Annotated in this window: 15 protein-coding genes; 13 read left to right on the plus strand and 2 right to left on the minus strand. The window is 63.0% G+C overall.

Annotated elements, in window-relative coordinates; genetic code table 11:
• Positions 1–7 precede the first annotated feature (7 nt).
• The 12 genes from murD to G520_RS0117155 all read left to right on the plus strand — a co-directional run bounded on the left by murD (position 8) and on the right by G520_RS0117155 (position 12,237).
• On the plus strand, positions 8–1,375 hold the full coding sequence (murD, locus tag G520_RS0117100) for a UDP-N-acetylmuramoyl-L-alanine--D-glutamate ligase (protein ID WP_028536712.1): 1,368 nt from the start codon (positions 8–10) through the stop codon (positions 1,373–1,375).
• A complete protein-coding gene (gene ftsW / locus G520_RS0117105; protein WP_211222866.1) occupies positions 1,372–2,529 on the plus strand; it encodes a putative lipid II flippase FtsW in 1,158 nt (385 codons plus the stop codon). The genes murD and ftsW overlap by 4 nt, the downstream gene beginning before the upstream one ends.
• A 43-nt stretch (positions 2,530–2,572) precedes the next feature.
• On the plus strand, positions 2,573–3,643 hold the full coding sequence (murG, locus tag G520_RS0117110) for an undecaprenyldiphospho-muramoylpentapeptide beta-N-acetylglucosaminyltransferase (RefSeq protein WP_246542700.1): 1,071 nt from the start codon (positions 2,573–2,575) through the stop codon (positions 3,641–3,643).
• 39 nt (positions 3,644–3,682) lie between these two features.
• The gene (murC, locus tag G520_RS0117115) at positions 3,683–5,074 is read left to right on the plus strand and encodes a UDP-N-acetylmuramate--L-alanine ligase (protein ID WP_028536715.1); all 1,392 of its coding nucleotides are present in this window, start codon (positions 3,683–3,685) and stop codon (positions 5,072–5,074) included.
• 21 nt (positions 5,075–5,095) lie between these two features.
• The gene (locus tag G520_RS0117120; RefSeq protein ID WP_028536716.1) at positions 5,096–6,007 is read left to right on the plus strand and encodes a D-alanine--D-alanine ligase; all 912 of its coding nucleotides are present in this window, start codon (positions 5,096–5,098) and stop codon (positions 6,005–6,007) included.
• Positions 5,997–6,722 (plus strand): cell division protein FtsQ/DivIB, encoded by a 726-nt coding sequence (locus G520_RS0117125; protein ID WP_028536717.1) that lies wholly within the window; start codon positions 5,997–5,999, stop codon positions 6,720–6,722. The genes G520_RS0117120 and G520_RS0117125 overlap by 11 nt, the downstream gene beginning before the upstream one ends.
• A 44-nt stretch (positions 6,723–6,766) precedes the next feature.
• Positions 6,767–7,978, plus strand: a complete 1,212-nt coding sequence (gene ftsA, locus G520_RS0117130; RefSeq protein WP_211222867.1) for a cell division protein FtsA — start codon at positions 6,767–6,769, stop codon at positions 7,976–7,978.
• A 66-nt stretch (positions 7,979–8,044) separates the two neighbouring features.
• Positions 8,045–9,232, plus strand: coding sequence for a cell division protein FtsZ (ftsZ, locus tag G520_RS0117135; protein WP_028536719.1), 1,188 nt, complete (start codon positions 8,045–8,047; stop codon positions 9,230–9,232).
• A 98-nt stretch (positions 9,233–9,330) separates the two neighbouring features.
• Entirely contained in the window at positions 9,331–10,242 is a 912-nt protein-coding gene (lpxC, locus tag G520_RS0117140; protein WP_028536720.1) for a UDP-3-O-acyl-N-acetylglucosamine deacetylase, read from the plus strand.
• Positions 10,239–10,427, plus strand: a complete 189-nt coding sequence (locus G520_RS0117145; RefSeq protein ID WP_156877010.1) for a hypothetical protein — start codon at positions 10,239–10,241, stop codon at positions 10,425–10,427. The genes lpxC and G520_RS0117145 overlap by 4 nt, the downstream gene beginning before the upstream one ends.
• Positions 10,428–10,451: 24 nt before the next feature.
• Positions 10,452–10,928 (plus strand): cyclic pyranopterin monophosphate synthase MoaC, encoded by a 477-nt coding sequence (gene moaC / locus G520_RS0117150; protein ID WP_028536722.1) that lies wholly within the window; start codon positions 10,452–10,454, stop codon positions 10,926–10,928.
• Between the two features lie 166 nt (positions 10,929–11,094).
• Positions 11,095–12,237 carry an acyltransferase family protein gene (locus tag G520_RS0117155; protein ID WP_028536723.1) on the plus strand — a complete coding sequence of 381 codons (1,143 nt, stop codon included), beginning with the start codon at positions 11,095–11,097 and terminating at the stop codon, positions 12,235–12,237.
• A gap of 22 nt (positions 12,238–12,259) precedes the next feature.
• Here the strand turns inward: G520_RS0117155 and G520_RS0117160 are convergent, their stop codons facing one another.
• Together G520_RS0117160 and G520_RS0117165 are read right to left on the minus strand one after the other, a co-directional pair.
• A complete protein-coding gene (locus tag G520_RS0117160; protein WP_028536724.1) occupies positions 12,260–12,775 on the minus strand; it encodes a CNP1-like family protein in 516 nt (171 codons plus the stop codon).
• Between the two features lie 14 nt (positions 12,776–12,789).
• Complete coding sequence (locus G520_RS0117165; RefSeq protein ID WP_028536725.1) at positions 12,790–13,566, minus strand: NRDE family protein; 777 nt, start codon at positions 13,564–13,566, stop codon at positions 12,790–12,792.
• A 90-nt stretch (positions 13,567–13,656) separates the two neighbouring features.
• Between G520_RS0117165 and G520_RS0117170 the strand changes: the two genes are divergently transcribed.
• Complete coding sequence (locus G520_RS0117170; RefSeq protein WP_028536726.1) at positions 13,657–13,887, plus strand: sulfurtransferase TusA family protein; 231 nt, start codon at positions 13,657–13,659, stop codon at positions 13,885–13,887.
• Positions 13,888–13,889 lie beyond the last annotated feature (2 nt).

Raw genomic sequence — 13,889 nt, forward strand, 5'->3', positions numbered from 1 at the left:
GGAAATGATGCGATTCGATAAAGCTCACATCGTCGTTGTCGGTCTCGGCGACACCGGACTGTCTGCCGCGCGCTGGTTGCTGGCGCATGGGGCACGAGTCACGGTCGCCGACAGCCGCACGTCGCCGCCAAACGCGGACGCGCTTGCGCGCGAGCTGCCGGGTGTCGTCTTGCGTGCAGGCCCGTTCGACGAGACCAGCTTCGCCGACGCCGACCTGCTGGTGACCAGCCCGGGCGTGCCGCTGGCCACACCCGAGATCGCGGCTTACCGTCGCCGCGGCGGGGAAGTCGTGGGCGATATCGAATTGCTCGCACGAGCGATCGCGGGGGACGGAAGTCGCGTGATCGCGATTTCCGGTTCCAATGGCAAAAGTACCGTGACCACGCTGGTCGGTCATTTGTGCGCGGCCGCCGGACTGGACGTCGAAGTCGCCGGCAATATCGGCCTGCCGGTGCTGGAGGCCTTGTCCCTGCGCGAAGCCGCTGCCAGCCGACCCGACGTATGGGTGCTCGAATTGTCCAGCTTCCAGCTGGAAACCACGAGCAGCCTGAACGCGGCGGCGGCAACGGTCCTGAATATTTCAGAGGACCACCTCGACCGCTACCAGGATCTGCTGGACTACGCGCATAGCAAGAGCGCGGTATTCAACGGCAGCGGCGTGCAAGTGCTGAATCTGGACGACACGCTGGTGCGCGCGATGCAGCGCGCCGGCCGTACGGTAACGGGCTTTGCGTTGAATGCGGCGGCCGAATACAGCCTGGTCGAGAGCGATGGCAGCCACTGGTTGACGATAGCCGGCGAGCCGGTCTTCGATATCCGCCGCATGAGCTTGCAGGGCCTGCATAACGCCGCCAACGCACTGGCGGCTCTCGCGTTGTGCGAGGCGATCGGCCTCGAGCGGGCGACCTTGCTGGCTGCGCTGGAAACATTTACCGGCTTGCCGCACCGGGTCGAATTTGTCGCCGACGTCGGCGGTGTGCGTTATATCGATGACTCGAAGGGAACCAATGTCGGCGCGACCGAGGCGGCGCTGTACGGCATGACGCGGCCGGTGGTCCTGATCGCCGGCGGCGACGGCAAGGGACAGGATTTTGCTCCGCTCGCGCCGGCCTGTCGCCGCATCGCGCGCGCAGTGGTCCTGATCGGACGCGACGCCGGCAAGATTCGCGCGGCGCTGGCGGATAGCGGGGTCGAACTGTGCGATTGCGCCGACCTGCCTGCGGCCACGCGCGCGGCGGCGGCTTATGCGCAGGCAGGCGACGTCGTCCTGCTGTCGCCCGCGTGCGCGAGTCTCGACATGTTCCGCAACTACAAGGAGCGGGCCGACGTGTTTATTGCAACGGTCAAGGCCCTGGCCGCGGAGTCGGGGAAATGAATATGGCGGGCGTGAAGCGCTATGCGCCGACCAAGCCGATCGACGAGGCGCTGGCCTGGGCCATCGCCCTGCTGTTGTCGATCAGCCTGGTCATGGTGTATTCGGCGTCCATCGCCTATGCCGAGGGCGATGCGTCGACGCAGAACCGTTACTACTATCTGATCCGCCACCTCGTGTTTCTGGTGATCGGTCTGAGCGGCGGGTATGTCGCTTTCCAGATCCCGACCGCGTTCTGGCAGAAGTATTCGAGCAAGGTATTCCTGCTCGGCATTGTATTGCTGGTGCTGGTGTTGGTTCCCGGCATCGGGCGTGTGGTCAACGGCTCGCGGCGCTGGATCTCGCTGGTGGTGATCAATTTGCAGCCCTCGGAAGTCGTCAAGCTGGCCACGGTGCTGTACGCGGCGGATTACACGGTGCGCAAGACGCATAAGCTGCACAGCCTGAAGGAGGGCTTTTTGCCGATGTTCGCCGCCATGGTGGTGGTGGCCTTCCTGCTGCTGCGCGAACCGGACTTCGGCGCGCTGATGGTCGTGATGAGCATCGCCATGGGCTTGCTGTTTCTGGGCGGCATCAATATGCGGATCTTCTCCGGCCTGGCCGCGATGGCGGTCGTGGCGATCGCCCTGCTGATCGTATCGTCGCCGTACCGGCTCAAGCGGGTGCTCGGCTTCATGGACCCGTGGGACGATCCCTACGGCAAAGGTTACCAGCTGTCGCATTCGCTGATCGCCATCGGGCGCGGCGAGTGGTTTGGCGTCGGACTCGGCGCGAGCGTGGAAAAATTGTTTTACCTGCCCGAGGCGCATACCGACTTCATTCTGGCGGTGATCGCCGAGGAATTCGGTTTCGTCGGGATCTGCATCCTGATCGGCTTGTATGCCTGGATCGTGCGGCGCGCGTTCCATATCGGCGTGGAGTCGAAGAAGCTCGAGCGCTACTACCAGGCGCTGGTGGCGCAGGGGATAGGCATCTGGCTCGGTATCCAGACCTTCTTCAACATCGGGGTGAATATGGGCTTGCTGCCGACCAAGGGCCTGACCCTGCCGCTGATGTCGTTCGGCGGTTCGGCCATGATGTTCAATCTGATTTCGGTCGCCGTGTTATTGCGCGTCGATTACGAGAACCGGCGCATCATGCGCGGTTACAAAAACTGAGAAGGATAGGGCGGCGGGCGTGTTCCGCGCCAGGATGAAAGACATGGCGAACAAAACGGTGATGATCATGGCGGGCGGTACCGGCGGGCATATATTCCCGGGCCTCGCCGTGGCCGGAGAACTGAGCCGGCGCGGCTGGCAGGTGATCTGGCTCGGCGCCGCCGGCGGCATGGAAACCCGGCTGGTGCCGCAGCATGGTTACGCCATCGAGACCGTGAAAATCGCCGGGATGCGCGGCAATGGCATCAAGCGCTGGCTGTCGCTGCCGTTCATGCTGACCGGGGCCTTGTGCGCCACGACGGCGGTGATCCTGCGTCATCGTCCGAATGTGGCGATCGGTTTTGGCGGCTATACCGGCTTTCCCGGCGGGCTGATGAGCCGCGTGCTCGGCCGTCCCCTGGTCGTGCATGAACAAAATTCGGTGGCCGGGCTGACCAATCGCCTGATGTCGCGTATCGCCAGCCGGACCCTGTTTGCCTTTCCCGGCGCGTTTCCCGGACGCGAGGGCCTGGTCGGCAATCCGGTGCGACCGGAAATCGCCGCCGTCGCCGCGCCCGAGCAGCGCTTTGCGGGACGCGAAGGTCGCCTGCGCCTGCTGGTCGTCGGCGGCAGTCTCGGCGCGAAAGTCTTCAACGAGAGGGTGCCGGCGGCGCTGGCGCGGATAGCGCCTGACCTGCGGCCACTGGTGGTGCACCAGGCCGGAGTGAAGCAGATCGACGCCTTGCGCGAGAACTATGCGGCGGCGGGAGTGGATGCCGATTGCCGCGCCTTCATCGACGATATGGCCGCCGAGTACGGGCGGGCCGATCTGGTGATCTGCCGCGCGGGCGCCCTGACGGTGGCGGAGCTGGCCGCCGTCGGCGTCGGCAGCCTTCTGGTGCCGTTCCCGCACGCGGTGGACGACCATCAGACCGGCAATGCGCGCTATCTGGCCGATGCCGGTGCGGCGAAACTGATCGCCCAGGATGCTTTCGAGGTGGAAGGCCTGGCGCAGCTGATCCTGAATTTGACGCGCGACGAGTGCCTGCAGATGGCACGCAGCGCACGGAGTCTCGCCATCATCGATGCCGCCAGTCGCGTCGCCGATGTGTGCGAGTCGCTGACGCAGTATTGAAATGGCCGCCCGGTGGGTGGCCCAGCCAAGTGAACGGTAATGAAAAACAGAGTCAAGCATATTCATTTTGTTGGAATCGGTGGTGTCGGCATGTGCGGCATCGCTGAAGTCCTGCTCAACCTCGGCTATCGTGTGTCGGGCTCGGACATGGCCGATAACGTGGCGACCAAGCGTCTGGTCGAGCAGGGCGCCGACGTGCATTTCGGGCATGACGCGACCTATATCGAAAACGCCGATGTGGTGGTGACCTCGACCGCCGTGAAAGCGGACAACCCCGAGGTGCTGGCCGCCAAGGCACGCCATGTTCCCGTGATCCCGCGCGCGATGATGCTGGCCGAGTTGATGCGCTTCAAGCAAGGCATCGCCATTGCCGGCACCCACGGCAAGACGACGACCACGAGTCTGGTGGCCTCGATTCTGGCTGCGGCGGGGCTGGACCCGACCTTCGTCATCGGCGGGCGTCTGACCGCAGCGGGAACCAATGCCCGTCTCGGGCGCGGCGACTTTCTGGTGGCCGAGGCCGACGAATCGGATGCGTCGTTTCTGTACCTGACGCCGGTGATGGCGGTGGTGACCAATATCGACGCCGACCATATGGATACCTATGGTCATGATTTCGAAAAACTGAAGCAGGCCTTTGTCGACTTCCTGCAGCGCTTGCCGTTCTACGGTTGTGCCGCCTTGTGCGTCGACGATCCGAACGTGCGGGCAATATTGCCGGCGATCACCAAGCCGGTCACGACCTACGGACTGGACGATTCGGCCGATATCTACGCCGACGATCTGCGTGCGGTGGCCGGGCAGATGCACTTCGATGTGGTGCTGAAACGTGCGGGGGGCGAGCGCTTCCCGGTGGTGCTCAACCTGCCGGGGCGGCACAACGTGCTCAATGCCCTGTCGGCCATCGCCATGGGCCTGGAGTGCGGTTGCGACGTGCCCGCCATCCAGCAGGGCCTGGCGCAGTTCGCCGGCGTCGGCCGCCGTTTCCAGCGCTACGGCGAGGTTCCGGTCAAGGGGGGCGGGCATTTCACTCTGATCGACGATTACGGCCATCACCCGGTGGAGATGGCGGCGACGCTGGCGGCGACGCGCGGCGCGTTTCCGGGGCGGCGGCTGGTGCTGGCTTTTCAGCCGCACCGTTACACCCGGACCCGGGATCTGTTCGAAGATTTCGTAAAAATACTGGGCGGTGTCGACGCCCTGTTGCTGGGCGAAGTCTATCCGGCGGGCGAAGCGCCCATCGTGGCGGCCGACAGTCGCGCGCTGGCGCGGGCGATCCGGGTATCCGGCAAAGTGGAACCGGTATTCGTCGAGGCGATCGGCGACATGCCGCAGAGCATTATCGATACGGTGCGGGACGGCGACGTGGTACTGACCATGGGCGCGGGCTCGATCGGCGGCGTGGCCGCCAAAGTGGTCGCATTGGGCTGACCCGAGGGCAAGGACGGAAGAATGAAGCAGTACGGTAAAGTCGCAGTAATGATGGGTGGACGCTCCTCGGAGCGAGAAGTGTCGCTGATGAGCGGGCAGGGCGTGCTGGGCGCGCTGCAGTCCCGCGGAGTCGACGCGCATGCTTTCGACCCGTCGGAGAAACCGCTGGCAGCGTTGCAAGCGGAGGGATTCGAACGCGTATTCATCGCCCTGCATGGCCCGTTCGGCGAGGATGGCACCCTGCAGGGCGCGCTGGAAACCATGGGTATTCCGTATACCGGTTGCGGCGTGATGGCCTCGGCGATCGGAATGGATAAATGGCGCAGCAAGCTGCTGTGGCAGGGGGCCGGCCTGCCTATACCCGGATTCGTGCTGCTGACCGCGGACAGCGATTTTGCCGCCATCGAGGCCGAGCTGGGCTTGCCGCTGTTCGTCAAGCCGGCGACCGAGGGCTCGAGTATCGGCGTGACGAAGGTCAAGGCACCGGGCGAGCTGGCGGCGGCCTTCGCCGAGGCCCGTCGCTACGACCCGCTGGTGATCGCGGAGCGTTATATCGGCGGCGGCGAGTATACCTGCGCGGTGATCGGCGAACGCGCGCTGCCGACGATCAAGATCGAGCCGGCGACCGAGTTTTACGACTATCAGGCCAAGTATTTCCGCGACGATACCGTATATCGTTGCCCGTCGGACCTGTCCAAAGAGGCAGAGGACGAAATGCGGCGCCTAGCGCTGGTCGGATTCAACGTGCTGGGCGGTACCGGCTGGGGCCGGGTCGACTTCCTGGTTGATGACGCGGGAAAGCCGTATTTGCTGGAAGTGAATACGGCTCCGGGTATGACGAGTCACAGTCTGGTTCCCATGGCGGCGCGTGCCGAAGGCATGAGCTACGAGGACCTCTGTCTCGCCATCCTGGATATGGCGCATGTGGGATAGCCCAAAAATTCTGAGGGGGGTGGCGAATGTTTTATTGCTCATCGCCCTGGCAATGCTGGTGTATTCCGCGGGGTACTGGCTCACGCATTCGCCCCTGTTTGCGGTCAAGAAAATCCAGATCAGCGGAGATATGAAGCGCGTAACGCCCGAGCAGCTCAGATTCATCGCCGAGCACGAGCTGTCCGGAACGTTTTTTACCATGGACATAGATAAGACCCGCGCGGTTTTCGGCAAATTGCCGTGGGTCAGGGAAGCCCAGGTCCGGCGCCGCTGGCCCGACTCGCTGCTGATTACGGTGGATGAGCATGTGGCACTGGCGCGCTGGGGCGAAAACGGGCTCGTCGACGTACGTGGCGAGTGGTTCGACGCCGCGAGTGGCGAGACGCTGCCGCTGCTGTACGGGCCGGCTGGTGCACAAAAAGAAATGAGCGACATGCTGGCGCGTCTGCGCCAGGTGTTTGCGGTTGCCGGCCTCAAGCCGGTGACGATCTGGTTGTCCGACCGTCGTGCGTGGAGCGTGGCGCTGGATAACGGGGTGCGCATCGAACTGGGACGCGGAAATGTCGAACTTCGCGCCACCCGCTTCGCGACGCACTGGAAAGGAAAGTTGGCGGCGCTGCCCTTCCACATCGAATACGTGGATATGCGCTACCCGAATGGATTTGCCGTGCGGATGCCCGATTACAAGGCCCCGCCGGCGCAAGGTCAGAAGTAATCGCTTTGGAGCGACAGGTGAGCAAACCGAAGGAAAGTAAGAACATGCTGGTTGGCCTCGACATCGGCACGTCGAAGATCGTGGCGATTGTCGCGGAGGTCCTCGAAGACGGTCAGCTCAATATCGTCGGGATGGGGCACGCCCCCTCGCGCGGTCTCAAGCGCGGGATGGTGGTCAACATCGAATCGACGGTGCAGGCCATCCAGCGCGCGCTGGAAGAGGCCGAACTGATGGCCGACTGCAAGATCCACGAGGTCTTCACCGGCATTGCCGGCAGCCATATCAAGAGTGTGAATTCACACGGCATGGTGGCGATCAAGGATCGCGAGGTCACGCAGATGGATATCGACCGCGTGATCGAGACCGCGCGCGCCGTGACGATTCCGCCCGATCACCAGGTGCTGCACATCCTGACCCAGGAGTACAGCATCGATGGTCAGGAAGGCGTGCGCGAGCCGCTGGGAATGAGCGGCGTCCGCCTCGAAGCGAAGGTGCACATCGTGACCGGCGCGGTATCGGCTGCACAGAACGTGACCAAATGCGTGCGACGCTGCGGGCTGGAAGTCTCCGATCTGGTGCTGCAGCCGATGGCGTCGGCGATCGCGGTTTTGTCGGAAGACGAAAAGGATCTGGGGGTATGCCTGATCGATATCGGTGGTGGCACCACCGATCTGGCGGTCTATGCCAACGGGGCTATTCGCCATACCGCCGTGATTCCGATCGCGGGTGACCAGATCACTAACGATATCGCGATGGCCTTGCGCACTCCGACCAAGGAGGCCGAGGACATCAAGATCCAGCATGGGGTCGCCCTGGTCAGCCTGGCCGATCCGGGACAGATGATTGAAGTCCCCGGCGTCGGGGAACGCGGTCCGCGCCAGATGTCGCGCGCCACCCTGGCCGAAGTGATCGAGCCGCGGGTCGAAGAATTGTTCCAGCTGGTGCAGCAGGAGCTGCGCCGCAGCGGTTTCGAAGAAATGTTGTCCTCGGGGATTGTTCTGACCGGTGGCGCCAGCCTGATGCCGGGCATGGCGGAACTGGCCGAGGAGGTGTTCCACATGCCGGTGCGCATTGGCGTACCCAAGTATGTCGGAGGCCTGTCCGAGGTTGTGAAGACGCCGCGGTTTTCAACCGGCGTCGGCTTGCTGCTGTACGGCAAGGATCAAGTGCAGGGCAGCGGGTCGAGCAAGGCGGACACGGCGGGCGTGGGCCAGCTGTTGTCGCGCATGAAGGCGTGGTTTGCAGGTAATTTTTGATAGTCGATCGTTTCGGGCGAAGTGATTGAATCCGGTTGAAGCTCATCTTTGATAGAGGAGAGAAAAATGAGCGGAATGGTTTTCGAAGTAATGCAGGATGCGGCTCAAGAAGCCGTCATCAAGGTCATCGGCGTTGGCGGCGGCGGTTGCAATGCCATCGATAACATGATCGATGGCAAAGTCCAGGGCGTCGAGTTCATCTGCGCCAATACCGATGCGCAGACGCTGAAGCGCAATCGTGCTCCGATCAAGCTGCAACTCGGGACGAACCTGACCAAGGGACTCGGCGCCGGCGCCAATCCCGAAGTCGGTCGCAATGCGGCGCTGGAAGATCGCGAACGCATCGCCGACACGCTGCGCGGCGCGAACATGGTGTTCGTGACGGCGGGCATGGGCGGCGGCACCGGTACCGGTGCGGCGCCGGTGGTGGCCGAAGTGGCGAAGGAAATGGGCATCCTGACCGTCGGCGTGGTGACGCGCCCGTTCGATCATGAAGGCAAGCGCCTGAAAGTCGCGCAATCCGGCATCGACGATCTCAAGCGTCATGTCGATTCCCTGATCGTGATCCCGAACGAGAAGCTGATGGAAGTTCTGGGCGACGACGTGACCATGCGCGAAGCGTTCCGCGCGGCCGACGACGTGCTCAAGGGCGCGGTGGCCGGCATCGCCGAAGTCATCACCTGCCCGGGCCTGATCAATGTCGACTTTGCCGACGTCCGCACCGTGATGGGCGAGATGGGCCTGGCGATGATGGGCTCGGCTTATGCCGCCGGTATCGACCGCGCGCGCGTCGCGGCGGAACAAGCCGTTGCCAGCCCGTTGCTGGACAACATCACGCTCGAAGGCGCACGCGGCGTCCTGGTGAATATCTCCACCGCTCCGGGTTGCCTGAAAATGAGCGAGTACCGCGAGATCATGTCCATCATTCGCCAGTACGCCGACGAAGATGCGCAGATCAAGTTCGGCACCGCCGAAGTCGAGGATATTCCGGAAGACACGATCCGCGTGACCCTCATTGCGACCGGCCTCGGCAAAAAACCAAGCGGACGCGGCGAAGAGCGGCCCGAGTATATCAAGATCGTCAAAACCGGCACCGATGACCGTCCGGTCGAAGTGTTGAACTACGATGATTTCGATACGCCGGCGATCATGCGTCAGCGTGGGCGGCGCGGAAACACGTCGATGGACTTCTCGAACCCCGAGGTCAGCGAGTCGTTCGATATTCCCGCCTTCTTGCGCAAGCAGGCCGACTGATAGAGACAGGCTATAGAGGGAGCAGGAGCATTCAATAAAGCACACCTTGCCGCTGTGCTAGAATCGGCTCGTCCCCGACTGGCTGAAAGCACGACATGATTTTACAGCGCACGCTGGAACACGCGATAAGCGCCACGGGTGTAGGGTTGCACTCCGGGGAAAGGGTACGCCTGGCCATGCTGCCGGCGCCCCCCGACACCGGGATCATCTTTCGCCGTACCGACTTGCCCGAGCCGGTATCGGTAAAAGCGCAACCTTCGCTGGTGAACGATACACGCCTCTCCTCCACGCTGGTCGATCCGACCGGCGTGCGTGTCGGCACCATCGAGCACCTGATGTCGGCTTTGGCCGGTCTGGGGATAGACAACCTGATCGTCGAAGTGACGGCGGCGGAAATACCGATCATGGATGGGTCCGCCGCCCCCTTTATCTATTTGTTGCAATCGGCCGGCATCGTCGACCAGAGCCAGCCCAAGCGCTTCATCCGGGTCAAGCGCAGGGTCGAAGTCCGGGACGCCGACAAGTGGGTGCGGCTGGAGCCGTACGACGGTTTCATCGTGAACCTGTCGATCGAATTCAATCACCCGGCCTTCAATCTCGCGCCGCAAAACGTGACGGTGGATTTTGCCAAGCATTCCTATATCGATGAAATCAGTCGCGCGCGGACCTTCGGTTTCATGCACGAAGTCGAGTACATGCGCAATCATGGTCTCGGCAAAGGCGGAAATCTCGAGAATGCTATCGTGATCGACGATGAGTTCGTCCTCAATCCGGAAGGCTTGCGCTTCCCGGACGAGTTCGTGCGCCACAAGATACTCGATGCCATCGGCGACCTGTATATCGTCGGTCATCCCCTTATCGCCGCTTTTTCCGGCCACAAGTCGGGACATGCGATGAACAATAGCTTGCTGCGCGAGTTGCTGGCGACGCCGGATGCCTGGGAGTATGTGTCTTTCCGGGATCCTTCCGAGGTGCCGTCGAGTTTTCATCGCTTGCCCGAGGTGATTTGACGATGTACTGGCTGGTCAAATTCTGGTTGTACGCGACAATGCTGGCATTCGGCATCGCTCTGATCCGGCATGCCCGCGATGCATCCAGCGATATTCTGCCGCGCACCTGGCGGCAGATCCGCCGCAGCGGCATCGCGCTGGCAGCGATACTGCTGCTGTGGACGCTGTGGCGCCTGCGTCACTGACGCGATTCGAGAGCGAGAAAGCCCATGTCCGGATTCACCCATTTCGACGCGGCCGGTCAGGCGCATATGGTCGATGTCGGGGCCAAGGCGGCGACGGTGCGAGTCGCGGTCGCCGAAGGCCTGATTCGCATGCAGGCGCCGACCCTGGCCCTGATCGAAGCCGGCAATCACAAGAAAGGCGACGTGCTCGGGATCGCGCGCATCGCCGCCATCATGGCGTCGAAGCGTACCGCCGAGCTGATTCCGTTATGCCATCCGGTCGCGCTGACCCGCGTCGCCGCCGAGTTCGAGGTGCTGACTGCGGAATCGGCGGTCAGACTCCGCGTGACGGCAGAATGCGTGGGCCAGACCGGGGTCGAGATGGAAGCGCTGACCGCCGTCAATGTCGGCCTGCTGACGATCTACGATATGTGCAAGGCCGTGGATCGGGGAATGGAAATCGGCGGCGTGCGGCTGCTGGAAAAGCGCGGCGGCAAATCGGGGCACTGGGCCCGCGAGTGAAGCGGCCGCCCGCAAAACCGGAAAACCAGTCCTTTGTCTGAGCGTTTTGCCTGATCTTTTTACTCCGCCCGCACGTACCTTCCTTTATGCTTCTGTGAAACCTGTTTAAATCATTCGATGAAACGGCAGCGCCCGGCGGCGCTGCCGCGGATTCACGGGAGCCGGCGTGAACAGAATCAAGTCTCTGGATGCCCTGCGCGGACTGGCGGCGACAGTCGTCGTCTTCTCGCATATCCATGGCGTCTTTTTCGTCCACCACATCTGGCTCGACCTGACCCCCATGCGCCTGCTGTGGGCGGGGGGCGAGTCGGTCATCCTGTTCTTTGTGCTCAGCGGCTACGTGCTCAGCGCGCCTTACTGCCGCAGCCAGGACGGCGTGCCCTACGGCCGCTTTCTCCTCACGCGGCTGAGCCGTATCTATCTGCCCTATCTGGCGGCCATCGCCAGCGCTCTGCTGCTGTCGTGGCTGGTATACGACCCGGCAGCGGCGGCAACCCAGCCGTTTCTTGCCAAGCTGTGGCCGCAGCGGGTCGATTGGAGCCTGCTGGCAAGCCATGCCATCGTGCTCGGCAATTTCAATACGGATGCCTACGATGTGGTGATCTGGTCGCTCGTGCACGAGATGCGCTTTGCGCTGATCTTTCCCGCTTTCATCTGGATGGTGCGAACGCTGTCGTGGCGCCAGGCCCTGCTGGCCTGCGGCGTGCTGTCGCTTGCGGCCGCAGGGGCGAGCAGTGCGGGGCTGGACCCGGTTATCGGATTCAAGAACAGCTATTTATACAGTGCGCATTACCTGCTGTTTTTCCTCGTCGGCGCGCTGCTGTGCCGGCATGCGCCCGCGCTCGCGCCCCTGCTGGCTGCGCTGAGCAGGCGGCAGACCGGCTACCTGCTGGTTGCGGGGCTCACCCTGTATGTCTACTCCGACGTGCTGTACTCGCTGCCGAAGAAGATGAGATGGCAGAGCCTGACCGATTACGGCAGCTTCATCGAAGACTGGGGGGTGGGGCTGGCGGCAGCCGTCCTTATCGCGCTGGCCGTGCATCACCCGGGCGTTTCCGCATTTTTGAACCGCAGGCTGTTTGTCTTCCTCGGCAAGATATCCTACAGCCTGTACCTCGTGCATATCCTGGTTCTGGCCGCCATGTTGCATCTGCTGAACGGACAGCCGACCTGGCTGTGCGTGGCGTTGGCGCTTCCGCTGATCTTCATCGCGGCCATACTGTTCCATCGTTGGGTCGAGCAACCGGCGCACGCGCTAGGGCGGCGCCTGGCTGCCGGACGAGCGGCGCTCGCCCGGCAACAGCCGTAGCGGAAGGACGCCAGGCGAGGGTTTACAGCCAGGGGGACTTCTTCAGCAGTTCGAGCGCGCGTTCGGTCGAGCTCGGGACTTGCCCGTCCGGACACATGTCCGAGCGCAGGCGCACCCGGACGGTGTCATCCGGGGTCAGGCGGCGCCATGCCGACTTGCGCGATTCGATCCAGCGATGATTGATGGTATCGCCGAAGGCGTACACGCGCAGTGTGCGCGCGTCGCAGCGCAGGCCTTCGTAGCTGAGGTTGACGGCGCCTTTCTTGCTGACGGCGCGCACGGTCATGCGCAGTACGCCGTCGCTACCCAGCGCCAGGGTGTTGGCATCGATGGAGTAATCGAAGGTCTGGTCCAGCGGTACGAAAAATCCGACCCAGTTCGCTTGCGTCGGGTAAGCCGGCAACTCGTAGCTCGCTTCTTCCCAGACCTTGTCCTCCTCGAAGACATAGTTGGGGTTGACGAAGCGCTTCATCGTGTCCGACGAAGCCTGGGCCGCACTGGCTAGCGCCAGCGCGGCAAGAAACAGCAATCGCTTCAAAACTCTCTCCTGAATTAACGCGCAGCCGGGACGGCTTGCCCCGGGCGCAGGGTAAAACGACGGCGTCCCGTTTCGCGTGCGGCCAGGCCGAAGCGTCGTTCGGCGAAGGCGACATCCCCTCGCGCCGATACGGTGACCAGCATGGAGGCGCAGGTGCCGTAATCGCGGTGCTGGACGAATACCGGAGCCAGCGCGCGCTCCAGCGCCGAGCCGACGCCGGTATTGGGCAGCGCATGCGCAGGCACCGCAGTGGTGTCCTCCAGCCAGCCAAAAGCCTGATCGTCAGTCGGCGGTCGGCGCAAGTCGCGCAGGTGGTCGGCCAGGCGCACGCATTTCGGCCACGCCGTGTCCAGCGTTGCGTTGGACAGGGTATGTATCCCCGGCGTCACACGTTCCAGCCGCGCTCCCCGGCTGTGAAAATGGAACAAATCGCTGACTTGTCCGAACAACAGATTGAATGGGGCATAATGGGCGCATTCTTCCTTGAGCCACCCGGCAAAGGCCAGCGGCTCCATATCCGAGGTCACGAAGCGTTCGACCAGTTCGCCGCGCGAGCGTTCTCCGGTCCGGGCATACCCTTCGCGGAAATTCGTCACCGCGGCAAAGCGCCCGCGCACATCGACCGCCAGCCAGCTGCCGCCCGCCTGCAAGTCGCGTCCGCCCAGTGTCCCGGGGTGGTCTTCCCACCAGTCGAGCGGCGCGCTGGGACGGGCATAATACTCGTCGCGATTGGCGATAAGAACCAGCTGACCGAGTGACGGCATTTTATAGGCAAAAGCAATAACGCACATGATTATGGCCGACTTTGGTTTGGGTGTGGCGAGCCACACATCGTAAACTACACATCATTATTGTAACGTGAATGGTTGAGGATAACCGAGATGCAGCCCGACAGAACCCTAGATCTTTCCGGCCTCAACTGCCCGCTGCCGATTCTGCGGACGAAAAAGGCGCTGGCCGGGATGGCGAGCGGCACGACGCTCGAGGTGATTGCCACCGATCCCGGTGCGCCAGGCGATTTCAGTGCATTCTGCCGCCAGACCGGCAACACCCTGTTGCAGTCCGAGACCACGGAAGCCGGCAAATTCCGCATGGTGGTGCAAAGACGATGAGC

This window comes from Paludibacterium yongneupense DSM 18731 (assembly GCF_000422925.1).
GTDB lineage: Bacteria > Pseudomonadota > Gammaproteobacteria > Burkholderiales > Chromobacteriaceae > Paludibacterium > Paludibacterium yongneupense.

Excerpts from the sequence above, each read along its gene's own strand:
- murD (WP_028536712.1), top strand. The coding sequence starts at position 8 with ATGCGATTCGATAAAGCTCACATCGTCGTTGTCGGTCTCGGCGACACC.
- ftsW (WP_211222866.1), top strand. The coding sequence starts at position 1,372 with ATGAATATGGCGGGCGTGAAGCGCTATGCGCCGACCAAGCCGATCGAC.
- murG (WP_246542700.1), top strand. The coding sequence starts at position 2,573 with ATGGCGAACAAAACGGTGATGATCATGGCGGGCGGTACCGGCGGGCAT.
- murC (WP_028536715.1), top strand. The coding sequence starts at position 3,683 with ATGAAAAACAGAGTCAAGCATATTCATTTTGTTGGAATCGGTGGTGTC.
- G520_RS0117120 (WP_028536716.1), top strand. The coding sequence starts at position 5,096 with ATGAAGCAGTACGGTAAAGTCGCAGTAATGATGGGTGGACGCTCCTCG.
- G520_RS0117125 (WP_028536717.1), top strand. The coding sequence starts at position 5,997 with ATGTGGGATAGCCCAAAAATTCTGAGGGGGGTGGCGAATGTTTTATTG.
- ftsA (WP_211222867.1), top strand. The coding sequence starts at position 6,767 with ATGCTGGTTGGCCTCGACATCGGCACGTCGAAGATCGTGGCGATTGTC.
- ftsZ (WP_028536719.1), top strand. The coding sequence starts at position 8,045 with ATGAGCGGAATGGTTTTCGAAGTAATGCAGGATGCGGCTCAAGAAGCC.
- moaC (WP_028536722.1), top strand. The coding sequence starts at position 10,452 with ATGTCCGGATTCACCCATTTCGACGCGGCCGGTCAGGCGCATATGGTC.
- G520_RS0117165 (WP_028536725.1), bottom strand. The coding sequence starts at position 13,566 with ATGTGCGTTATTGCTTTTGCCTATAAAATGCCGTCACTCGGTCAGCTG.
- G520_RS0117170 (WP_028536726.1), top strand. The coding sequence starts at position 13,657 with ATGCAGCCCGACAGAACCCTAGATCTTTCCGGCCTCAACTGCCCGCTG.